General features: G+C 68.7%; 17 protein-coding genes. 4 read left to right on the top strand and 13 right to left on the bottom strand.

The window, feature by feature from the left end; translation table 11 throughout:
- Nucleotides 1–174: 174 nt before the first annotated feature.
- Nucleotides 175–1,293 carry a 3-dehydroquinate synthase gene (gene aroB / locus NRB20_RS24955; protein ID WP_153413086.1) on the top strand — a complete coding sequence of 373 codons (1,119 nt, stop codon included), beginning with the start codon at nt 175–177 and terminating at the stop codon, nt 1,291–1,293.
- A 114-nt stretch (nt 1,294–1,407) separates the two neighbouring features.
- On the opposite strand, the gene NRB20_RS24950 is transcribed toward aroB, so the two are convergent.
- From NRB20_RS24950 to NRB20_RS24920, 7 genes are all read right to left on the bottom strand, one after another.
- Nucleotides 1,408–1,890 carry a B-4DMT family transporter gene (locus NRB20_RS24950; protein ID WP_153413084.1) on the bottom strand — a complete coding sequence of 161 codons (483 nt, stop codon included), beginning with the start codon at nt 1,888–1,890 and terminating at the stop codon, nt 1,408–1,410.
- Between the two features lie 75 nt (nt 1,891–1,965).
- On the bottom strand, nt 1,966–2,799 hold the full coding sequence (locus tag NRB20_RS24945) for a shikimate dehydrogenase (protein WP_319945356.1): 834 nt from the start codon (nt 2,797–2,799) through the stop codon (nt 1,966–1,968).
- Nucleotides 2,789–4,684, bottom strand: coding sequence for an endolytic transglycosylase MltG (locus NRB20_RS24940; RefSeq protein WP_153413082.1), 1,896 nt, complete (start codon nt 4,682–4,684; stop codon nt 2,789–2,791). The genes NRB20_RS24945 and NRB20_RS24940 overlap by 11 nt, the downstream gene beginning before the upstream one ends.
- Complete coding sequence (ruvX, locus tag NRB20_RS24935) at nt 4,681–5,283, bottom strand: Holliday junction resolvase RuvX (protein WP_153413080.1); 603 nt, start codon at nt 5,281–5,283, stop codon at nt 4,681–4,683. Before ruvX ends, NRB20_RS24940 begins: the two co-directional genes overlap by 4 nt.
- Entirely contained in the window at nt 5,283–7,946 is a 2,664-nt protein-coding gene (alaS, locus tag NRB20_RS24930) for an alanine--tRNA ligase (protein WP_319945355.1), read from the bottom strand. Before alaS ends, ruvX begins: the two co-directional genes overlap by 1 nt.
- Before the next feature lie 273 nt (nt 7,947–8,219).
- The gene (locus NRB20_RS24925; RefSeq protein WP_153413078.1) at nt 8,220–9,572 is read right to left on the bottom strand and encodes a replication-associated recombination protein A; all 1,353 of its coding nucleotides are present in this window, start codon (nt 9,570–9,572) and stop codon (nt 8,220–8,222) included.
- A gap of 126 nt (nt 9,573–9,698) precedes the next feature.
- Nucleotides 9,699–10,358 (bottom strand): TetR/AcrR family transcriptional regulator, encoded by a 660-nt coding sequence (locus tag NRB20_RS24920; RefSeq protein ID WP_153413076.1) that lies wholly within the window; start codon nt 10,356–10,358, stop codon nt 9,699–9,701.
- A 66-nt stretch (nt 10,359–10,424) separates the two neighbouring features.
- Between NRB20_RS24920 and NRB20_RS24915 the strand changes: the two genes are divergently transcribed.
- Nucleotides 10,425–11,372, top strand: a complete 948-nt coding sequence (locus NRB20_RS24915) for a TauD/TfdA dioxygenase family protein (RefSeq protein ID WP_153413074.1) — start codon at nt 10,425–10,427, stop codon at nt 11,370–11,372.
- A 57-nt stretch (nt 11,373–11,429) separates the two neighbouring features.
- Here NRB20_RS24915 and NRB20_RS24910 read toward each other — a convergent pair whose 3' ends face one another.
- On the bottom strand, nt 11,430–12,599 hold the full coding sequence (locus NRB20_RS24910) for a phosphotransferase family protein (RefSeq protein WP_153413072.1): 1,170 nt from the start codon (nt 12,597–12,599) through the stop codon (nt 11,430–11,432).
- A 285-nt stretch (nt 12,600–12,884) separates the two neighbouring features.
- On the opposite strand from NRB20_RS24910, the gene NRB20_RS24905 reads away from it, so the two are divergent.
- On the top strand, nt 12,885–13,988 hold the full coding sequence (locus NRB20_RS24905; RefSeq protein ID WP_227833831.1) for a DUF2189 domain-containing protein: 1,104 nt from the start codon (nt 12,885–12,887) through the stop codon (nt 13,986–13,988).
- An 18-nt stretch (nt 13,989–14,006) separates the two neighbouring features.
- Here NRB20_RS24905 and NRB20_RS24900 read toward each other — a convergent pair whose 3' ends face one another.
- Entirely contained in the window at nt 14,007–14,963 is a 957-nt protein-coding gene (locus NRB20_RS24900) for a DUF389 domain-containing protein (RefSeq protein WP_319945354.1), read from the bottom strand.
- 94 nt (nt 14,964–15,057) lie between these two features.
- Complete coding sequence (gene aspS, locus NRB20_RS24895) at nt 15,058–16,881, bottom strand: aspartate--tRNA ligase (RefSeq protein ID WP_319945353.1); 1,824 nt, start codon at nt 16,879–16,881, stop codon at nt 15,058–15,060.
- A gap of 203 nt (nt 16,882–17,084) precedes the next feature.
- On the opposite strand from aspS, the gene ypfJ reads away from it, so the two are divergent.
- Nucleotides 17,085–18,008: a KPN_02809 family neutral zinc metallopeptidase gene (gene ypfJ / locus NRB20_RS24890; protein ID WP_153413069.1), complete on the top strand. Its 924-nt coding sequence runs from the start codon at nt 17,085–17,087 to the stop codon at nt 18,006–18,008.
- Nucleotides 18,009–18,326: 318 nt separating this feature from the next.
- Here the strand turns inward: ypfJ and NRB20_RS24885 are convergent, their stop codons facing one another.
- The 3 genes from NRB20_RS24885 to NRB20_RS24875 all read right to left on the bottom strand — a co-directional run bounded on the left by NRB20_RS24885 (nt 18,327) and on the right by NRB20_RS24875 (nt 21,846).
- Nucleotides 18,327–18,503: a hypothetical protein gene (locus NRB20_RS24885; protein WP_153413067.1), complete on the bottom strand. Its 177-nt coding sequence runs from the start codon at nt 18,501–18,503 to the stop codon at nt 18,327–18,329.
- 254 nt (nt 18,504–18,757) lie between these two features.
- The gene (locus NRB20_RS24880; protein WP_153413065.1) at nt 18,758–19,837 is read right to left on the bottom strand and encodes a 2-oxoacid:ferredoxin oxidoreductase subunit beta; all 1,080 of its coding nucleotides are present in this window, start codon (nt 19,835–19,837) and stop codon (nt 18,758–18,760) included.
- Nucleotides 19,837–21,846 carry a 2-oxoacid:acceptor oxidoreductase subunit alpha gene (locus tag NRB20_RS24875; RefSeq protein WP_227833830.1) on the bottom strand — a complete coding sequence of 670 codons (2,010 nt, stop codon included), beginning with the start codon at nt 21,844–21,846 and terminating at the stop codon, nt 19,837–19,839. The genes NRB20_RS24880 and NRB20_RS24875 overlap by 1 nt, the downstream gene beginning before the upstream one ends.
- Nucleotides 21,847–21,962 lie beyond the last annotated feature (116 nt).

Genomic DNA, 21,962 nt, shown 5'->3' with positions numbered 1-21,962 from the left:
CCGAACCCCGCCGAGCGACGCATCCGAGGACACACCCAGCACGAATACCACCGTCCCCCAACGAGATTCGGCCGACCCCAGCACCCCCGGCCGCACCCGCTGGAACCGCACCCGCCGCGCCCGCACCACACGACCACAGCAAGAGCGAGCACAACAAGAATCGGAGCAGACCGCATGACCGACCCGATCCGCATCGACGTCCGCACCGCAGCGCCGTATCCGGTGATCATCGGGCGCGGCCTGCTGGACGATCTGGTCGAACAGGTGACCGGACGGCCCGCCGTGCGCACCGTCGCCGTCTTCCATCAGCCGCCGCTCACCGAGACCGCCGAGGTGGTCCGTAAAGCCCTGGCGGACAAGGGCATCGACGCGCATCGCATCGAGATCCCGGACGCGGAAGCCGGTAAGGATCTGCCGGTCGCCGGATTCTGCTGGGAGGTGCTGGGCCGCATCGGCCTGACCCGTCAGGACCTGGTCATCGGCCTCGGCGGCGGCGCGGCCACCGACCTGTCCGGTTTCGTGGCCGCCACCTGGATGCGCGGCGTACAGGTCATCCACATCCCGACCACGCTGCTGGCCATGGTGGACGCCGCGGTCGGCGGCAAGACCGGTATCAACACCGAGGCCGGGAAGAATCTGGTCGGCTCGTTCCACGAACCCGCCGCGGTGCTGGTGGATCTGGCCACCCTGGAGACGGTGCCGCCCAACGAGATCGTCGCCGGAATGGCCGAGATCATCAAGACCGGTTTCATCGCCGACCCGGTCATCCTCGACCTGATCGAACGGGATCCGCGGGCCGCCCTCGATCCCACCGGCGAGGTGCTGCCCGAACTCATCCGGCGTTCCATCCAGGTCAAGGCCGACGTGGTCGCGGCGGATCTGAAGGAATCCAGTCTGCGGGAGATCCTGAACTACGGGCACACTCTCGGCCATGCCATCGAACGTCGTGAGCGGTACCGCTGGCGGCACGGCGCGGCCGTGTCGGTGGGCCTGGTCTTCGCCGCGGAACTGGGCCGGCTGGCCGGCCGCCTGGACGACGCCACCGCCGACCGGCACCGCGCGATCCTGACCAGTGTCGGCCTGCCGACCAGCTACGACGCCGACGCCCTGCCGCAACTGCTGGAGGGTATGCAGACCGACAAGAAGAACCGCGCGGGCATCCTGCGTTTCGTCGTCCTGGACGGTCTGGCCAAACCCGGCCGCCTCGAGGGCCCCGATCCCTCGCTGCTGGCCGCCGCCTACGCCACCATCGCCCGCGAGGACGCTCCCCAGGGCGGCGCGATCCTGCTGTAGCCGGGAAACACCACGGCCGCACCGAAATACGAGACCCGCCGAAATACGAAATGCCGTTCCGGATCGAATCCGGAACGGCATTTTCGTTCTCGAAGGAAATCGGGCCCGAAGGGATCAGGCGGGGCTGGCGGCGTGATCCACCGACCGCGCACTCACCTTGTCCGCCTTGTTGTTCTCCCGGGTGACCAGGAAACGCCCGAGCGCGACGCCCACCATGGCGGGGATGAAGATCATCAGCACGATGAACGCGGCGCCCGCGGTGATCTCGAAGACCAGGCCGTTGTCGCCGAGGTCGAAGGACGGCACGTAATCCAGCAGCCAGGCCACCACGCCGGATCCCAGTCCGCCGACCACGCCCGCCTTCAGCCAGCGCATGGTCAGATCCGCGCCACCACGTTCGGGGTCGGGATTGGCCCGCCGGTCACCGCGACCGTCGAACAGACCCCAGGCCACTCCGGCCGCGATCAATACGACCAGGCCGACCAAGCGCATCCAGGAACCCTGGGTCGGCCAGTAGATCATCCCGAAGCCCAGCAGGGTTCGCAGGACAACCGTCAGCACACCCAGCCCTACGGCGCGTAACAACCACGCATTCATGTCGTCCACCCTAACCTGCCGAAGGATTCGGAAAAATAGTAACCGGTTACAGTTCTACAACCCGGACCGGCCGCGTCAGCCGTCCAGCGCCGCACTCATCGCCGCCCGGGGCGCCTGCGCACCGGTGAACTGTTCGACCTGCCCGTACGCCTGATTCAACAGCATTTGCAGGCCGCTGATCACGGTGTGACCGGCCCGCAGCACCGCCTCGGCGAGCGGGGTCGGCCACGGATCGTAGATGGCGTCCAGCACCACCGGCGCCGCGGCGATCGAATCCGCCACCGCCGCAACACCGTTCGCGGGTACCGTGCTGACCAGTGCGTCGGCGTCGGCGCAAACCTCACGCAATCGATCCGCGTCGAAATCGATCACCGCCGCCGACATGCCCAGCCGCCCGGCCAATTCCAGCGTGCTCATGGCCCGGCCCGCGTCGCGCGCCACGATCGTGACCGTGTGCGCCCCGAGTTCGGCCAGCGCCAGCAGCGCGGGCCGCGCGGTACCGCCCGCGCCGACCACCACTCCCGCGGCGACCTTCTCGACCCCGCCGCCGCGCAGCGCGCCACGCACCCCGTCCACGTCGGTGCAGTCCGCCCGCCAGCCGGATGCGGTGCGCACCAACGTATTCGCCGAACCGACCAGCACCGCGCGTTCGGTGCGTTCGTCGGCGAATTCGAGCGCGGCCACCTTGCCCGGCATCGTCACCGACAGCCCCACCCATTCGGGCCCGAGTCCGGAGACCAGGCCTGGCAACTGTTCGCCGGTGCATTCGATGCGCTCGTAACTCCAGTCCAGGCCCAGCGCGCGATACGCGGCCAGATGCAGTTGCGGTGAGCGGGAATGCGCGATCGGACTGCCCAGCACGGCCGCCCGGCGGGATGTGCCCGTCGTCGCGGTGTCGTTAGTGCCCACTGTCGAGAATTCCGCTCTGCCTTGCCTTTTCGATATTGCGCTGATGTTCGCTGTAACTGTCGGTGAACAGCGTGGTGCCCTGTTTGTCCACGGTGACGAAATACAGCCACGGTCCGGGCAGCGGATTCTCCATGGCGCGCAACGCACCCAGCGACGGCGAGGCGATCGGCGTCGCGGGCAGCCCGGACATGGCATAGGTGTTCCACGGGGTGCGCTTGGCCCGGTCGGTGTCGCTGGTGGCGACCGCGAGCTTGTCCAGGGTGTAGTTCACCGTCGAATCGAATTGCAGCGGTTGGTCCACCGCGAGCCGGTTCACGATCACCCGCGCCACCTTGGGCATATCGGCGGGCAGCGCCTCGCGCTCGACCAGCGACGCGGCGGTCAGCGTCTGGTACGGGGTCAGCTTGTTGGCGTTGGCCGTGAGCAGCCCGGTCGACTCGTAACTCTGCGCGCTCTGCCTGACCAGCTGCGCCAGAATCTGCTGCGGGGTGCCACTGGGATCGAAATCCCAGGTGCCCGCCTCGATCAGCCCCTCGAGCTGGCGGGTGCGATCGGGCACCTGACGCACCGAATCCAGCGCCCACTGCGGCACGCCGAGCCCGCTCAGATCGGTACCGCCGCCCGCGGCGACGAGCTGTTCGTAGGTGACGCACTTCTTCGCCGCGTCGGTGCCGATGCAACTGGCGTTGGCGATCTTGCGGTAGATCCCGTCGCTGCGGGAGCCGGTGTTCGCATCGGTCGAATCGAGCAGCCGCCGTCCCTCGGAGATGACCACGTTGCCGACCCGGGCGTCCTTGCTCATCAACGCGGTCACCGCGTCCGCGCCCTGGCTGTGCGTGGGCACCGCGTAGTAGCCGGGCTGCACCGAGTTCATCCCCGAATCCCGAACGGCCGCTTGATAGAACGCGCCGGTGCTCTTGACCACGCCCTTGTCCAGCATCGTCTTGGCGATCTGCTCGGCGGTGTCGCCGGGCGCGACGTGCACGACCGTCAGCGGACCGGCCGCGCCCGTGTAATCGTCGGGACCGCCGAATCCGCCGATGAACTTGTATCCGGCGTAGACCACCGCGACGGCGAACAGCACCACGAAGACGGTGCCGATGTAGATCAGATTCCGCCGCCGCCGCTTACGCTCGGCCGCCTTCCGGGACGCAGCCCGCGAGCGTCGCCCCCGGCCGGACCGACCGCGCTGCGGCTCGTCCCGCGAACCCTGTTTGCGCGAGCGCTGGGTACCCGAACCCGATCCGCGAGCGCCGGATTTCCGGGCCGCCTGTTTGCCACTGGTTTGCTTACGATTCGGGCGGGAAGCGCCCGATCGCGACTGCGCGGTCTCCTCGTCCGTGTCCCGGCTCCGCCGCCCGGACCGTTTCGGCGCGGGTTCGGGCTCGGGTTCCGGCAGTGGTTCGTCGTCGTAGTACTCGTCCTCGGCGTACTGGCCGTCGGCGTACTCGTCCTCGGCGTACTGCTCGCCGGCGTACTGCTCGCCGGTGTAGTGCTCGTCGGCGTACTGCTCGCCGGGATAACCGTGCTGCTCCTGCGGATAACCCCGCGGTTCGACGTACCGGTGCCCGCCGGTGTAGGCGTGGTCGCCGTACTCGGCGGTCTGCGAGTAGGCGTTGTTCGGATAGTCGTCGTCGCGGTACACCGGGATGACGCCGGTGTCGGCGGCGGATTCGTCCCACTCCTCGGGGGCCGCGTGCCGCGCCCGCCGCCGCGTGGGTTCGGGCGCGGGCGCCGCGCCCAGCTCCGAACCGCGCGCCGCCCGCTGCTGCGCACTCTGGGCGGCACGGTCGTCCGCCTCACCCCACTTCTCGGAACGACGGTACCGCCGCTCCTCCGTGCTCTGCCGAAGACGTTCTTCGGCACGGAGCCAGCGGTCGTTCATTCGCTCACCCCGCCGCCTGCGTCACCGGCCGACCTTAACACCGCACTCCGTTCGTCCAACCACCCTTGCAGGATCGATACGGCCGCCGCCTGGTCGATCATCTGCCGCTGCCCACGTGCGCGAACTCCACTGTCCCGCAGTGCACGTGCAGCTGCCACCGTAGTCAAACGTTCGTCGGAAAGTCGTATCGGCACATCGGGCAGCAGAGATCGCAAACTCTTCGCAAACCTTGTCGCGAGCGTCGCGGACGCGCCGTTCTCACCGCGCAGCGTGCGCGGCAGGCCGACGACCACCTCGACGGCCTCGTATTCCCGCACGATATCGACGATGCGGGCCAGATCGGTTGCGGCAGCGCCCTTTCCTCCCGCGCGTCCCTTACCCGCGCCGCCCTTGCCCTTTCCGGCACGCGGCACCGTCTCCACGGGCGTGGCCAGAATTCCGTCCGGATCGCAGGAGGCGACACCGATGCGGACCGTGCCCACATCGATGCCGATCCGCCTGCCGCGACCCGGATCGGTCGCGATATCCGGCCGATCGGAAATGGGACCGGACTCCGGTGGAGTCTCCGCCGGAGTCCCGTCCCCCGGGGACCCCTGCATCAGACGGCGAGCTCGGCCACCCGCGCACGCACGGCGGCCAGACCGGTCGCGATTCCGGACGGGTCCGAGCCCGCGCCCTGCGCCATCTCCGGCTTGCCGCCGCCGCGGCCGGCGATGCTCGGACCGAAGCTGCCGACCAGATCCCCGGCCTTGAAGCCGAGATCCTGCGCGGACTTGTTCACCGCGACCACGAACGGCACCTTGCCGCCGTCGCTGCCCAGCAGCACTACCACGGCCGGTTCACTGCCGAAACGGCCGCGGATATCGCCGGCCAGCGTGCGCAGATCGCCCGCGCCGACACCTTCGGGCGCGGCGGCGGCCACCAGCAGCACCCGCCCGATCCGCTCGGCGTCCTCGACGAACTTCCCGGCCTGCGACAGCACCGCCTGCACCTTGGTCCGCTCGAGTTCCCGCTCGGCGACCTTGAGCCGCTCCACCAGTTGCTCCACCCGCGCGGGCACCTCGTCGCTGGGCACCTTCAGCGAGGACGCGACACCGGCCAGCAGCGCGCGCTCCTTGGCCAGATACCGGTACGAGTCGAGGCCGACGAACGCCTCCACGCGCCGCACACCCGAACCGACCGAGGACTCGCCGAGCACGGTGATCGGGCCGATCTGCGAGGAGCGCTCGACGTGCGTACCACCGCACAGCTCCATCGAGAACGGTCCGCCGATCTCCACGACGCGCACCTCGTCGCCGTAGTTCTCGCCGAACAACGCCATCGCGCCCATCGCCTTGGCCTTGGGCAGATCGGTGACGAACGTGTTCACCGGGAAGTCCGCGCCCACAGCGTCATTGGAGACGGCCTCGATCTCGGCCTTCTGCGTTTCGGACAGCTGGCCCTGCCAGTTGAAGTCGAAGCGCAGATAGCCCGGCTTGTTCAGCGAACCGGCCTGCACGGCGTTGGGGCCGAGCACCTGACGCAGCGCGGCGTGCACCATGTGGGTACCCGAGTGCCCCTGCGTCGCGCCCCGACGCCACGCCGAATCCACCTGCGCGAGAACCGAATCGCCCTCGGTGAGCTGCCCCTGCTCGATCGTGGCCTTGTGCACCCAGAGCTGCTTGGCGATCTTCTGCACGTCGTTGACGCGCACCTTCAGCCCCGACGCACTCAGCGAACCCCGGTCCGCGATCTGACCGCCGGACTCGGCGTACAGCGGGCTGCGATCCAGGATCACCTCGACGTCCTGCCCCGCGGTGGCCACCGGCACCCGCACGCCGTCGGAGATCAGCGCGAGAACCTTTGCCTCCGAGGTGAGTTCGTCGAATCCGGTGAACTCGGTCGGGCCGCGGTCGACGAACTCCTTGTAGATGGTCAGATCGGCGTGCGCGTGCTTGCGGGACTGCGCGTCCTGTTTGGCGCGCTGACGCTGCTCCGCCATCAGCGACCGGAACCCCGCCTCGTCGACCTCGAGTCCCGCCTCGGCGGCCATCTCCAGGGTCAGATCGATCGGAAAGCCGTAGGTGTCGTGCAGCGTGAACGCGTCCGCACCCGCGATCCGCGCGCCACCGCCCGAACGCACCTCCGCGACGGTGTCGTCGAACAGTTTCGAACCCGTCGCCAGGGTCTTGAGGAACGCGGTCTCCTCGCCGACCGCCACGGTCTCGATCCGCTTGAAATCGGTGGCCAGCTCCGGATACGAGGGAGCCATCAGCTCGCTGACGACCGACATGAACTCGCCCATCACCGGCTTGTCCGCACCCAGCAGCCGGGCCGAGCGCACGATGCGGCGCAGCAGGCGGCGCAGCACATAACCGCGGCCGTCGTTGCCCGGGTTGACGCCGTCGGCGATCAGCATGGCCGCGGTGCGGGCGTGATCGGCGATGACGCGGAAACGCACGTCATCGGCGTGTTCCACACCGTAGGAACGGCCGGTCAGCTCCTCGGCGCGGGTGATGATCGGGCGGCACAGATCGGTCTCGTAGACGTTGTCCACGCCCTGCAACAGGAACGCGACACGCTCGACGCCCATGCCGGTGTCGATGTTCTGCTTGGGCAGCGGGCCCAGGATGTCGAAATCGTCCTTACCGCGTCCCTCGCCGCGCTCGTTCTGCATGAACACGAGGTTCCAGATCTCGAGGTAGCGATCCTCGTCGGCCTCGGGACCACCCTCGCGCCCGTACTCCGGGCCGCGGTCGTAGTAGATCTCCGAGCACGGGCCGCACGGACCGGGAATGCCCATCGACCAGTAGTTGTCGGCCATGCCGCGACGCTGGATCCGCTCCGGCGGCACGCCCACCGACAGCCAGATCTGCTCGGCCTCGTCGTCGTCGAGATAGACCGTGGCCCACAGCTTTTCGGGGTCGAACCCGTAGCCGCCGTCCTCGACCGAACCGGTCAGCAGCGACCAGGCCAGCTCGATCGCGCCACGCTTGAAGTAGTCGCCGAAGCTGAAGTTTCCGGCCATCTGGAAGAAGGTGTTGTGCCGGGTGGTGATACCGACGTTCTCGATGTCCAGGGTCCGCACGCACTTCTGCACGCTCGTCGCGGTCGCGAATGCAGGGGTCTGCTGACCGAGGAAATACGGCACGAACTGCACCATGCCTGCGTTGACGAACAGCAGGTTGGGGTCGGCCAGGATCAGCGAGGCACTGGGCACCTCTGTGTGTCCGGCACGGACGAAATGGTCCAGGAAGCGCCGTCGAATCTCGTGGGTCTGCACAGATATCCAGCTTACTGTGTCTTTGGCCTCCGCTTCGCTCCGGCGGGGTCGGGGCCCCCTGAGGCTCGATTCTTCCCTCCTCCGCTCCTCCGCTGTGTCTTCTGCCTCCGCTCCGCTCCGGCGGGGTCGGGGCCCCCCAAGGCTCGATTCTTCCCTCCTCCGCTCCTCCGCTTCGCTCCCCCGCTCCGTCAGTCCAGAATCAAGCCGGGCCCCGACCCTTGCCGTCGGCGTTATTTGGAGTTGGCGGAACTGGGTGACGTCGGCAACCAGGACTCAGCGGCCCCGGACGATGCGACGGAGTTTGGTCACGCGCGGGCCGACTTCGCGTTCGTAGCCGTGGTCGGTCGGGGTGTAGTAGTCGGTGCCGACGAGTTCGTCGGGCGGGTACTGCTGGGTCAGCACGCCGTCGGGGTGATCGTGCGGATATTTGTAGCCCTGAGCGTTGCCGAGCTTCGCGGCACCGGCGTAGTGGCCGTCGCGCAGGTGTGGGGGTACCGCACCGGCTTTGCCCTGGCCGATATCCGACATGGCCGCGCCGATGGCGGCGGCGACGGCACCGGATTTCGGGGCGGTGGCGACGTGGATGGTGGCGTGCGCGAGGGCGAGCTGGGCCTCGGGCATGCCGACCAGCTGCACCACCTGGGCGGCGGCGACGGCGGTCTGGAGTGCGGTCGGATCGGCCATGCCGACGTCCTCGCTGGCCTGGATCATCAGGCGGCGGGCGATGAAGCGGGGATCCTCGCCCGCGCTGATCATCCGGGACAGATAGTGCAGCGCCGCATCGACATCCGAGCCGCGCAGCGATTTGATGTAGGCGCTGATCACGTCGTAGTGCTGATCCCCGGCGCGGTCGTAGCGCACGGCCGCGCGGTCGACGCTGGCCTCCACCAGATCCACCCCGACGTTCCCGTCCAGCGAGGATTCCGCCGACGCCTCCAGCGCGGTCAGCGCGCGCCGCGCGTCTCCCCCGGCAATGCGCACGATGTGGTCGAGCGCCTCCTCGCTGATCGCGTACTCCCCGCCGAGCCCGCGCGGATCATCCGCGGCCCGCCGCAGCACCTGCCGAATATCGTTCTCCGACAACGACTTCAGCTGCAAGACCAGCGATCGAGACAGCAGCGGCGACACCACCGAGAAGGACGGGTTCTCCGTCGTCGCGCCCACCAGCAGCACCACCCGGTTCTCCACCGCCGCCAGCAGCGCGTCCTGCTGGGTCTTGGAGAACCGATGCACCTCGTCGATGAACAGCACGGTCTGCTCACCGGACAGCAGTCGGCGACGGGCCAGATCGATGACCGCCCGCACCTCCTTGACCCCGGCCGACAACGCCGACAGCGCCTCGAACCGGCGGCCGGTGGCCTGCGAGATCAACGAGGCCAGCGTCGTCTTGCCGGTCCCCGGCGGGCCGTACAGCAGCACCGACGCCGCCCCCGAGCCCTCGATCAACCGCCGCAGCGGCGACCCGGCCCCCAGCAGATGCTGCTGCCCCACCACCTCGTCCAGACCCGCCGGACGCATCCGCACCGCGAGCGGAGCCAACCGCCCCGCGGCCCGGCCCATCGAGAACTCCTCGGCTCCCGCCGAGGGCTCCGCCTCGCCGGGAGTGTCGAACAGCCCGTCACTCATCACCGCACCTCACCCGATTCCCCGCGCACAGCCGACGATTCACGTCCCGCGCCCTGCCGCGTCACACCCGACTCCGCCACACACCGATCACCGTACCGACGTGCACCGACATCCCGGACCGCCACCTCAGTCCCGCGGCGGCGGATCGGCGCGACCGGGCGGATCGGCGCGACCGGGCGGATCGGCCGACGGGTGCGAATCGTCGCGACCGGACAGCAGCAGACGGGCCGCGACGGAATCGATATCGCCCTGCAACTCGGCCTCGGTCATCTCCCCCAGGCCCGCCGCACCCCGCAGGAACGGCCCGAACAGCTGCCAGCCCAGCGACAACGCCGCGACGTGGGCCACCGCCAGCGACGCGTCGCGATCCGATGCGTGGACCGGCCGGGCCCGCTCGATCAGCCGCGAGATCACCGGGAAGTCGCGCTGCAACAGGGCGACCGGATACCCGTCCAGGATGCTGCGCGCGAGCACGGTCAGATGCAGGCGCAGCGCGTCGTCCAGCGGCGACCGATCACCGGGTACCGAACGATCCAGTGCCGCAAGCGATTCCGAGGCCAGATTCTCGAGCACCCGGGCCACCAGCTGATCCTTGGCCCCGAAGTGCCGGAACACCAGGCCGTGATTGACCCCGGCCCGTTCGGCGATATCGCGGATGGAGGTCGCGGCCGGACCACGCTCGGCGAACAACTCGGCCGCGTGCGTCAGCACCGCCGAGACGACCGCATCCCGTCCGACCGGGGCGTCACCGCTTCCGGACGGCCCTGTTGCGCGATCTGTAGTCATGCGACTACATTAGCGCATACGCCACTGTAGTCGACCGACTACACCTCGCCGTTCGAAGGAGCAGAAATGACCGAAGCACCCGCCGTCACCGCCCCCGAACCCACGGTGCGGCCGTTCCAGCTGCCGGGATATCCCCTGCTGTCCGGGCCGTTCACCCATCTGACCGCCGAACACCAGCGCCTCACCGCCCTGCGCTGGCAGCATTTCGACGCCCGGCTGGTCGGCACCACACTCGGCGGCGAGATCAGCGGTATCGATCTGTGCGCACCGCTGGCCGACGACATCGTCGCGGAATTGCGACGGGCGCTGCACGAATACAAGGTGCTGTTCTTCCGCGATCAGCCGATGACATCGGCCCAGCACGTCGCATTTGCCCGCCGATTCGGCGAACTGGAAGTGCATCCGGCCCTCGGATCGAATTCCGATCAGCCCGAATTGGTGCGTTTCGAAAAGGGTGCGGATGTGGCCGGACTGGAGAACACCTGGCATCACGACGTGACCTGGCGACCGCTCCCGTCGATGGGCGCGATCCTGCACGCGATCTCGGTGCCCGAGGTCGGCGGCGACACCCTGTTCTCCGATATGTACGCCGCCTACGCCGCCCTGGACGAGGACACCCGCGCACTCGCCGACGAACTCACCGCGGTGCACGATTTCACCCGCGCCTTCGGCCATTTCGCCACCCCCGACGTGCGCGAACGCATGCGCGCCGAACATCCCAGCGTGGAACATCCCGTGGTGTGCACCCACGCGGCCACCGGTCGCAGGCATCTGTACGTCAACCGGATCTTCACCGACCATTTCGGGGGCCGGACGTTCGAGGAGAGTCGCGAACTGCTGGACCGGCTGTGCCGCCAGGCCGACTACCCCGAACACCAGGTCCGCCTGCACTGGCAGCCGCACACCGTCGCGTTCTGGGACAACCGCGCGGTGCAGCACTACGCCACCAGCGACTACTGGCCGCAGATCCGCATCATGGAGCGGGCGTCCATCATCGGCCCGCGACCGGCCTGATCACCCGGCCCCGTCGAAACGCCGTCGCCGCAGCCCGCCCCGACTCGAGAAGGGCTCTTACTCTTCCCAGCGCTCTTCGAGAGTCGCCGACACATGCTCGGCGAAATCACCCAGAATGTCGTCGCCGACGCTCCGGGCATCCTCGGCCAGCGCGACCCAGCGGTTGATCAGCGCCGCCGAACGCGGAATCGACAGGCCGTGTTCGCGGGCGGCGGCGATGCGGGCGTGATCGGCGGGCAGGAACCAGTACGTGGTCAGCCAGACCCAGATCAGCCGCGCCTCGAGGATCCGCTCGGCCAGCACGTCGTCGTCGGCGAGGGCGGGCCAGACGCCGACCACCTCCGAACGCCACGCCTCCACCAGCTGCCGGGCACGTTCGCGGGAGAGTTCCACATCGCACAGGCAGCCCGGGAAGGAGACCAGCGCGTAGGCGATATCCAGCGTCGCGTCGCGGAAGCCGCCCCACTCGTAGTCCAGGAACCGCGCGCCCTCGGCATTGAGGATGACGTTGTCCGGGCACAGATCCGAGGGGCTGAACGCGCGGTAGCGTCCGGCCGAGAACAGCCGGTTGCCCGCGACGATGCGTTCGGCTATCTCGCCGGGCACCTCGATGTTCAGCTCGCGCCGCAGCATGCCGGGCACCTCGCCGATCGCGGCCTCGGCCTGCTGGGCGATCCCGTCCACCCGATGCACCACGTCGACGCGACGCAGCAGCGCGACGAAATCGGGCTCGCGGCCGACGGTGGCCGCGTGCATGCGGCCCATCGCCTGCGCGAACGCCATCAGCGCATTGCGGCTGGCCGGTTCGGCGCCCGACTGCAACACCGTGGTGAGCGACGCGTTCTCGCCCAGATCGCTCAGGATCAGCAGCCGCGCGGACAGGTCGTGCGCCAGCAGATACGCGCCGGGGCGATGGCGGCTGCTCAGCGCGGTGGTGAACTGGTAGGACACCGCCTCGCGCAGGAACGCCGCGTCGATACTCGCCACACCGGGCGCGAGACCGCCGATGCGGCGATCCTGCGCCGCACCGCGGAGTTGTTTGACGATGAGCGTGCGCGGAAGGGAAAACGCGTTCTCCGCGACACGCACTCGTAGAACCGTCGTCCTGCCACTTCCGCCGAGCTCGATCGGATCGCTGAGCTTCACCGGAGCACCCATTCGCTTTGTGAGCAAATGCTGTGCCGCGGACACGACTTCGGTGGCGCGTTCGGCCAATAGTGCGGTCATCGCGATCCAAGTTACTCGCTCCAGGTCACTTTCAGCGAGCGGTTCCACAACCTTTCGCGCGTCGTCCGGCGTGTCTCGGCGCAGCGCGCGCTGTCGCCGGGAGAGGCTGGACGTCCGCACACGACGTGCTCGTCGTCCAGGATCATCCTGCCCCACCAGGGATTACGACATTTCGGACAGGAATATCATTGAGGCTGCTTGACACGATGCGGCGCGTTCCGGTTGTGTCGAAAGCCAACTGCTGTGCGCCACACTGAAACCCAGGTGATTCGAAAGGTCCCCACGATGACCGAGACCCCGCACCCCGCGCCCGGCACATCCGGGGAAGGCACCTCGAGACCGACCACCGCCGCCGCCCCGCCGCCGCCCCCGGTCTTCGGCGCGACGCCGGCGCCGACTCCGCAGCCCGCGCCGCCGCCGGTCTCCGGACCCGGCCCCGGATACGGCCAGCCGTCGGGTTACGGCCGGTCACAGCCCGGATACGGCCCGCCGACCACGCCCGGCCAGGGCTACGCCCCCGGGCCGACGCCGGGTTACGACCCGAACACGGGTTACACCCCGAACCAGGGTTACGACCCCAACACCGGCCAGGGTTACATCCCCGGCACGATGCCCCCCGGGATGCCGCAGAGCACCACGCCGGGCCAGCAGCCGTACGGATTCCCCGCGCCCGCGCCTGTCGGGCTGAGCATCGGACGCGCACTCGGATACGGCTGGGAACGCTTGCGCGCCAACCCGATTCCGTGGATCTCCATCACGCTGGTCGGTTTCGTCGCCTACCTCGCGGCGATGGTGGTGGTCCGGGTCGCCGGGATCAACTCGCTGATTCCGCTGCTGCTGATCTTCCTGATCGTCGCGGTCGTGGTCTGGTTGTTGCAGGCGGCCATGATTCGCGGCGCGCTCTACGAAACCGACGGCACCCCACCGGATTTCCAGGCCTTCTTCGGATTCGTCAACGCGGGCAACGTACTGCTGTGCGCGCTGGCCGTCTTCGCGAGCAGCGTGCTGGCGATGATCGTGATGTCGGTGGTGTTCGGCCTGCTGTCCGCGGCGCTGGCGACCGTGCTGGGGGTGCTGGCCTCGATCGCGATCGGCTTCCTGTGCATGTTCGCGCTGCACTTCGTGATCGATCAGGATCAGAATCCGATCGCCGCGATCCGGTCCAGTGTGCGGCTGGTGCTCTCGGACTTCGGCAAGTCCGCGCTGCTGGCCCTGTCGGTGCTGTTCATGACCATGGCCGCGCTGGTGGTCTGCCTGATCGGCATGATCATCGCCGGGACGATCGGATTGATCGTCTGCTCGCTGAGCCTGCTGCTGGTCGGCCCGATCTCGGTGATGGCGCTGACCTACTGCTATCGCGCGCTCACCGACGGCCTGACCCTGGGCTGATCGGTAGCCCCGGGCCGATCAGCCCGCGGAGATCCACCAACGTTTGAGGCGATCCAGCGGTCCGCCCTCGCTGCCGTGGCGAGGGCGCAACTGCAACACGATCCATCCGGCGATCACGATCCCGACCATGTTCACGCCGAGCTGACCGATCGACTCGAACGCCTTGCTCCACTCGCCGACCGTCGCGGCCACCACCGCGAAACCGGCCGCCGGGATCGTGGTCACCGAGATGAAAACCCCAACCAGCGCAGCCGATTTCGAGGTCACCAGCGACAGCATCCCGGCCGCGCCCGCGAGCAGCGCGACGACCAGTGAGAACGGCCCCACCTGATAGATGAACTCCACGTTGTGGATCCGGTCCACGCTGTCCAGGGTCAGCCAGCCGAACTGTTCCCACACCAGCGTGGCCACCCAGGTAATCACCATGGCCACGGCGAATCCGACGACCAGCGCCAGCGCCGAACGCCGGGCCAGCGCGAAATCCTTGCGCACCAACGACACCGCGAGCGCGGCCAGCGGCCCGAACTCCGGTCCCACCACCATCGCGCCGACGATCGTCACCGGCGAATCGGTCGCGACACCGACCGCGGCGAGCAGGCACGCGATCGTGATGAACGCCAGGAACGCCGGGCTGAGCGTGGACTCGTCCCGGGTCTCGGCCAGCAGCGCCTGCCAGACGACCGCGTCGGACGGATCGCCCGGGGCCTCGGCGACCGCCCGATCCGCCGACTCCGACAGCGTCGTATCGATCGGCCCGAGCACGATACCGCCGTCGCGGCTGATGCCCAGGGCCTCCAGGGCCGCGACCACGTCGTTGACCGATTCGCGCGCGACGTCGGCGGCGAGGACGTCCCCCGCCGGTTCGACGGCCGCACCGCGCTGCACCGTGATCAGCGTCGCGCCGGGTTCGGCGCGCAGTGCGGCCAGGGCCGCCTCGGTCGTATCGGACGGGCAGATCACCCGGACGTGCAGCACGATTCTCCCGCCTCAGCTTCGCCCCGGACCGACCCGAGATCACTTGCCGGACAAGTGAACCCGGACCGGACGAACCGATCCGGGCACACCACGGTCACTTCTTCTCGGTGTCCTCGCGCTGCGCGGCCTTCTTGTCCGCGGCCACCGGGTTGCCGTTCTCGTCGAGGACGACCTCGAGCCCGGCCTCCTTGCGCTGCTGCCGGGTGATCGGCGCGGGCGCCTCGGTGAGCGGGTCCACGCCGCCACCGGACTTCGGGAACGCGATGACCTCGCGAATCGAATCCACCCCGGCCAACAGCGCGGTGATGCGGTCCCAGCCGAAGGCGATACCGCCGTGCGGCGGCGCGCCGTAGGAGAACGCGTCGAGCAGGAAGCCGAACTTCTCCTGCGCCTCGTCGTGGCTGATGCCCATCACCTTGAACACCCGTTCCTGCACGTCACGACGGTGGATACGGATGGAACCGCCACCGATCTCGTTACCGTTGCAGACGATGTCGTAGGCGTAGGCCAGCGCCGCGCCCGGATCGGTGTCGAAGGTGTCCAGCGATTCGGGCCGGGGCGAGGTGAACGCGTGGTGCACCGCGGTCCAGGCCGAATGGCCAAGGGCCACATCGCCACTCGCGGTCGCGTCGGCGGCCGGTTCGAACATCGGCGCGTCCACGATCCAGACGAACGCCCAGGCGTTCTCGTCGATCAGTCCGCACTTGCGGGCGATCTCGCCGCGCGCCGCGCCCAGCAGCGCGCGCTGCGCCTTGGTCTCACCGGCGGCGAAGAACACGCAGTCCCCCGGTTCCGCGCCGACGTGCTTGGCCAGACCCTCACGTTCGGCGTCGGTGAGGTTCTTGGCCACCGGCCCGCCCAGCGTGCCGTCCTCGTTGACCAGGATGTAGGCCAGCCCCTTCGCACCGCGCTGCTTGGCCCACTCCTGCCAGGCATCGAGCTGCCGACGCGGCTGGCTCGCACCGCCGGGCATCACCACCGCGCCGACGTACGGCGCCTGGAACACCCGGAACGGCGTCTGGGCGAAATACTCGGCGCACTCGGTGATCTCGACACCGAACCGCAGATCCGGCTTGTCGCTGCCGAACCGGCGCATCGCCTCGGCGTAGGTCATGTGCGCGATCGGCGTGGGGATCTCGTAGCCGACCAGCTTCCACAGCGCGGCCAGCACATCCTCGGCCAGCAGGATGACGTCCTCCTGGCTCACGAAGCTCATCTCGACGTCGAGCTGGGTGAACTCGGGCTGCCGGTCGGCGCGGAAGTCCTCGTCGCGGTAGCAGCGCGCGATCTGGTAGTACCGCTCGATCCCGGAAACCATCAGCAACTGCTTGAACAGCTGCGGGCTCTGCGGCAGCGCGTAGAACTTACCGGGCTGCAAGCGGGCCGGGACCAGGAAGTCGCGCGCGCCCTCGGGCGTGGAGCGGGTCATGGTCGGGGTCTCGACCTCGACGAACGCGTGGTCGGCCAGCACCGCGCGGGCGGCGGCGTTGACCTGCGACCGCAGCCGGATGGCGTGCGCCGGGCCCTCGCGACGCAGGTCCAGGTAGCGGTACTTCAGCCGGGCCTCTTCGCCGGGCTGCTCGTCGAGCTGGAACGGCAGCGGCGCGGCCTCGTTCAGCACGACCAGTTCGCTGACGTTCACCTCGATCGCGCCGGTCGGCAGATTCGGGTTCTCGCTGCCCTCGGGCCGCGGCTCGACCACGCCGGTCACCTGCACGCAGTACTCCGCGCGCAACCGGTGCGCCTGTTCGGCGGGAGCACCCTCGCGGAACACCACCTGCGCCACACCCGACGCATCGCGCAGATCGATGAAGATCACGCCACCGTGGTCTCGACGGCGAGCCACCCAACCGGTGAGGGTCACGGTCAGACCGGCGTGTTCGCTTCGCAGCGAACCTGCCAAGTGGGTGCGCAGCACGGGATTCCTTTCGACGGGTCGATGCACGCTGGGGCTACGGTGCATCGCAGGACTGTGGTTGATCGTCTTCATCCTAAAGAGATGCGTTCACCGGTCGGCAACCGATATCCGCCGCCCCCGTGTCAAGCTGTAGTCCGCGCGCGGCCCGGACCGACCGGATCGCGCGGCGGCACAACGAATCGAACGGGCGAGAGGGCCACGGGATGACCTTCAACGAGGGCATGCAGATCGATCCGGATCGGGTCTCCTCGGGCGGCGGCCCGGGAATGGGCGGGAAGATCGCGCTCGGTGGCGCGGGCGGTCTGATCGTGCTGGTGCTGGCACTGGTGTTCGGCGGGGATCCGGGCTCGCTGCTGCGCGAGGTGACCGGCGGCACGACCAGCACCCAGTCCGCCGCCGGCGCCAAGACGCCCGCGCACTGCAAGACCGGCGCGGACGCGAACAAGTACGTCGACTGCCGGGTGGTGCTGACCGCGCAGAGCCTGGATTCGGTGTGGGGCAGCAAACTTCCGCAGCAGACCGGCACCAAGTACGCCGCGCCCAAGGTGCGGTTGTTCACCGGCGCGGTGTCCACCGGCGGCTGCGGCCGGGCCACCACGGCGGTCGGGCCGTTCTACTGCCCCGCCGATCACACCGCGTATTTCGACACCAGCTTCTTCCAGGAGCTGGTCGACAAGTTCGGTTCCAGCGGCGGGCCGCTGGCGCAGGAGTACGTGGTCGCGCACGAGGTCGGCCACCACATCCAGAACCTGCTCGGTGATTCGGGCCGGGCCGCGAAATCCGCGCAGGGCGCCACCTCCGGATCGGTGCGGCTGGAATTGCAGGCCGACTGCTACGCCGGGTTGTGGGCCTCCTACGCCGACAAGCTGCCCGCGCCCGGCAGCAACCAACCGTTCCTGAAGCCGTTGTCCAACAAGGATATTCAGGACGCGCTCTCGGCCGCCTCGTCGGTCGGCGACGACCGGATCCAGAAGGCGGCCACCGGCCGGACCAATCCCGAGTCCTGGACGCACGGCTCCTCGTCCGAACGGCAGAAGTGGTTCCTCACCGGATATCACAACGGCCAGGTGAAGGCGTGCGACACGTTCTCGGCGACCAACCTGGACAATCCTCCGGCGTATCGCTGAGTCGTCGGAACAGCCGCGGTCCGGGTACCCGATCCGGATTCGTCCGTTCGTCCGGTTCCGGTGGTGTGCGGCGGCGCGTCGGGCGCGCCGCCCACGTTTCACCGGACGCGCGGCCGACAATCGCCGGACGCGGCAGCCCGCCGCTGCGACGAAGGGACGGTTCATGCAGAGGTTCGGGACGCGGGAACGATTCGGGTCGGCGCGGATCGTCGCGGCCGGGTCGGCGCTGACCCTGTCCCTCTGCGGCGGCGCACTGGTGGCCGCGCAACCGACACCGACCTCATCGACGCCCGGCACCGGACCGCCGACCGGGACGAGTCAGAGTTCGACGAGCCGGAGCTCACCGCCACCCGTCTCACCCACCTCCTCGACGGTCCCGCCGGAGGATTCCTCGACGCACGTACCCGCGTCGACCCCGCCGATCCTGCCGCGACCGACGGCCCGGCAGCGCCCCTCCCCCGCACCGACCTCACCGGCCGCCGCACTCGTCGTCAACCGGGGTCACACGCCGCGGACATGAGTTCGAGTCATACGCATCGCGAACCGGCGCGCCGACCACGACCACGAACGGTACCGATCACGACCCCCCGGTACAGAGACCGTAGACATGAAGTTCGGGCAGTGCGCATCGCGGGCTTGCCAGTACTGACCCAGACAGGAGATCGGGCGGTGCGCATCGTGGATCACGACGCGCACCGCCCGAATCCGTTGTGCCGGTTGACCGTTGAGCGGATTGGCCGTTGCAGGACTCAGCCGACGGTCCAGGTCTCCTTACCGCTGAGCAGTTGCTGCAACGAATCCGCCTGCACCGGTTTACGTTCCCGCGCGATCTCGGTCTGCTCCCGGACGCCGTCGTCGTAGGTCGGCCGGGAGACGCTGCGGAAGATGCCGACCGGCACGTGCGAGAGGTCCTGCTCGGACAGCCGCGAGAGCGCGTACGCGTACTCCGGATCCTCGCAGTAGGCGTCGTGCACGACGATGTCGGCCTCGGCGACCGAATCCGACGCCACCACCTCGAGGCCGAAACCCCTTCGCACCACCGCGAATTCACCTTCCGCGCCGAAACGCAGCGGCTGACCGTGCCGCAACGGGATCAGATGCGATTCGGCATTGTCCTTGCGCAGCACGTCGAACGAGCCGTCGTTGAAGATCGGGCAGTCCTGCAGGATCTCCACGAAGGAGGTGCCGCGATGTTCCGCGGCCGCGCGCAGCACCTCGGTCAGGCCGGCACGATCGGAATCCAGCGCCCGCGCGGCGAAGGTGGCCTCCGCGCCCAGCGCCACCGACAGCGTGTTGAACGGGTGGTCCACCGACCCCATCGGCGTCGACTTGGTGACCTTGCCCGGCTCCGAGGTCGGCGAGTACTGGCCCTTGGTGAGGCCGTAGATCCGGTTGTTGAACAGCAGGATCGTCATGTTCACATTGCGGCGCAGCGCGTGGATGAGGTGATTGCCGCCGATGGACAGCGCATCGCCGTCACCGGTCACCACCCACACCGACAGGTCCGGGCGGGTCACCGCCAGACCGGTCGCGATGGCGGGCGCGCGGCCGTGGATCGAGTGGATTCCGTAGGCGTCCAGGTAGTACGGGAAACGGCTGGAGCAGCCGATCCCCGAGACGAACATCATGTTCTCCCGGCGCAGACCGAGATCGGCCAGGAAGCTGCGCACGGTCGCCAGGATGACGTAGTCGCCGCAGCCCGGACACCAGCGCACCTCCTGATCGGAGGTGTAGTCCTTGACCTTCTGCGGCCCGTCCGCGCCCGGCACGCCGGACAGCCCGGTCAGGCCCAGATCGGCCCCGACGAGCGAGGTTTCCACGATCGTCATCATTTACCCCCTGCGGTGCGGTAGGTCGCCCGCGCGCGTGCGGCGAAGGCCTTGTCGTTCTCGAGTTCCGCGAGTGAGCCGTCCAGTGCCGCGTCGATCACCCCGACCAGCTCCTGCGCCGAGAAGGCGGTTCCGGCGACCTTCGTCCAGGGCTGCACGTCGACCAGGTAGCGGGCGCGCAGCAGCATGGCCAGCTGACCGCCGTTCATCTCCGGCGCGACCACGGTGCGATAGCGGCTCAGCACCTCACCGGTGTTGGCGGGCAACGGATTCAGATGCCGCAGATGCGCCTGCGCCACCGGCACCCCGCGCCGCCGCGCCCGGCGGCACGCCTCGCCGATCGGCCCGTACGAGCTGCCCCAGCCGATCAACAGCAGTTCGGCATTGCCGCTGGGGTCGTCGACCTCGAGGTCCGGCACCTCGATGCCGTCGATCTTCGCCTGCCGCAGCCGGACCATCAGATCGTGATTCGCCGGATCGTAGGAGATGTTGCCGGTGCCGTCGGCCTTCTCCAGGCCGCCGATCCGGTGCGCGCGCCCGCGCGTACCCGGCACCGCCAGCGAACGGGCCAGCGTTTCCGGATCGCGCGCATAGGGCTGGTACGGATCCGAATCATCCTCGGCCGCATCGGCTTCGAAGGCCGGGTCGATCGGGGCGAGATCGGAAACGCGCGGAATCGCCCACGGCTCCGAACCATTCGCGATCGAACCGTCCGAGAGCAGCAGCACCGGCGTGCGGTAGGTCAGCGCGATGCGCGCGGCCTCCACCGCCACCGCGAAACAGTCGGCCGGTGAACGCGGCGCGAGGATCGCGACCGGCGATTCACCATTGCGCCCGTACAGCGCCTGGAGCAGATCGGCCTGTTCGGTCTTGGTCGGCAGCCCCGTGGACGGCCCGCCGCGCTGCACGTCCACGATCAGCAGCGGCAGCTCGGTCATCACCGCCAGGCCGATGGTCTCGCTCTTGAGCGCCAGACCGGGCCCCGAGGTGCTGGTCACCCCGAGCGCGCCGCCCAGCGAAGCGCCCAGTGCCGCACCGATTCCGGCGATCTCGTCCTCCGCCTGGAACGTGGTCACGCCGAAGTTCTTGTGCTTGCTCAACTCGTGCAGGATGTCCGAGGCGGGCGTGATCGGATAGGTACCCAGGAAGACCGGCAGGCCCGCGAGCTGCCCGGCCGCCACGATGCCGTACGCCAGCGCGGTGTTACCGGTGATCTGCCGATAGGTGCCCGCGGGCAGCGCCGCCGGGGCGACCTCGTAGGTGGTCGCGAACGCCTCGGTGGTCTCGCCGTAGTTCCAGCCCGCCCGGAACGCGAGGATATTGGCCTCGGCGATATCGGGTTTGGCGGCGAACTTCTCCCGCATGAACTGCTCGGTGCCGCCGATCGGCCGCCCGTACATCCAGGACAGCAGGCCCAGGGCGAACATGTTCTTCGCGCGCTGGCCGTCCTTCTTGCCGACGCCGGTCGATTCGGTCGCGCCCAGCGTCAGCGAGGTCATCGGCACCCGGTGCACGACGAAATCGGACAGTGAATCGTCGGAGAGCGGATCGGCCGCGTAACCGACCTTGGTCAGCGTGCGCTTGGTGAACTCGTCGGTGTTGACGATGATGGTGGCCCCGCGCGGCAGATCCTCCACATTCGCCTTCAGCGCGGCCGGATTCATCGCCACCAGCACATCGGGCTGGTCGCCCGCGGTGAGGATGTCGTAGTCGGCGATCTGGATCTGGAAGGAGGAGACCCCGGGTAGCGTGCCCTGAGGTGCGCGGATCTCGGCGGGGAAATTCGGTTGAGTGGCGAGGTCGTTGCCGAATGCGGCGGCCTCGTGCGTGAAGCGGTCACCGGTCAGCTGCATGCCGTCGCCGGAGTCACCGGCGAATCGGATGACGACCTTTTCCAATTTCGCTGCGACACCACCGGTTCCGGCCGCAGCTGCGCGGCCCGCCCGCGAGGCGGTGTCGCCGGGAGAAGCGGCGGTGTCGCCGGGAGAATCAGAGCCCTGGGCAACCATGCGCGTGTATCACTTCCTCGTCGATGAGTACCACATGCCAAGTTACTCCGCTGCCTTCGAATACGCCCGAGTAGCAAGCGGTTCAACAGATTTCGCGTCCTACCGATTCCAGTCGG

Source organism: Nocardia macrotermitis, from assembly GCF_009604405.1.
In the GTDB taxonomy this organism is placed as follows: domain Bacteria; phylum Actinomycetota; class Actinomycetes; order Mycobacteriales; family Mycobacteriaceae; genus Nocardia; species Nocardia macrotermitis.
Note: the sequence above shows the minus strand (reverse complement) of the source record. Positions and strands in the feature narration are given on the sequence as shown.

What these genes read in the sequence shown, in the direction of transcription:
- NRB20_RS24940 (WP_153413082.1), bottom strand. Translation starts at nt 4,684, where the DNA reads ATGAACGACCGCTGGCTCCGTGCCGAAGAACGTCTTCGGCAGAGCACG.
- NRB20_RS24880 (WP_153413065.1), bottom strand. Translation starts at nt 19,837, where the DNA reads ATGACGATCGTGGAAACCTCGCTCGTCGGGGCCGATCTGGGCCTGACC.
- NRB20_RS24915 (WP_153413074.1), top strand. Translation starts at nt 10,425, where the DNA reads ATGACCGAAGCACCCGCCGTCACCGCCCCCGAACCCACGGTGCGGCCG.
- NRB20_RS24910 (WP_153413072.1), bottom strand. Translation starts at nt 12,599, where the DNA reads ATGACCGCACTATTGGCCGAACGCGCCACCGAAGTCGTGTCCGCGGCA.
- NRB20_RS24950 (WP_153413084.1), bottom strand. Translation starts at nt 1,890, where the DNA reads ATGAATGCGTGGTTGTTACGCGCCGTAGGGCTGGGTGTGCTGACGGTT.
- NRB20_RS24920 (WP_153413076.1), bottom strand. Translation starts at nt 10,358, where the DNA reads ATGACTACAGATCGCGCAACAGGGCCGTCCGGAAGCGGTGACGCCCCG.
- ruvX (WP_153413080.1), bottom strand. Translation starts at nt 5,283, where the DNA reads ATGCAGGGGTCCCCGGGGGACGGGACTCCGGCGGAGACTCCACCGGAG.
- aroB (WP_153413086.1), top strand. Translation starts at nt 175, where the DNA reads ATGACCGACCCGATCCGCATCGACGTCCGCACCGCAGCGCCGTATCCG.
- ypfJ (WP_153413069.1), top strand. Translation starts at nt 17,085, where the DNA reads ATGACCTTCAACGAGGGCATGCAGATCGATCCGGATCGGGTCTCCTCG.
- NRB20_RS24875 (WP_227833830.1), bottom strand. Translation starts at nt 21,846, where the DNA reads ATGGTTGCCCAGGGCTCTGATTCTCCCGGCGACACCGCCGCTTCTCCC.
- NRB20_RS24925 (WP_153413078.1), bottom strand. Translation starts at nt 9,572, where the DNA reads ATGAGTGACGGGCTGTTCGACACTCCCGGCGAGGCGGAGCCCTCGGCG.
- NRB20_RS24905 (WP_227833831.1), top strand. Translation starts at nt 12,885, where the DNA reads ATGACCGAGACCCCGCACCCCGCGCCCGGCACATCCGGGGAAGGCACC.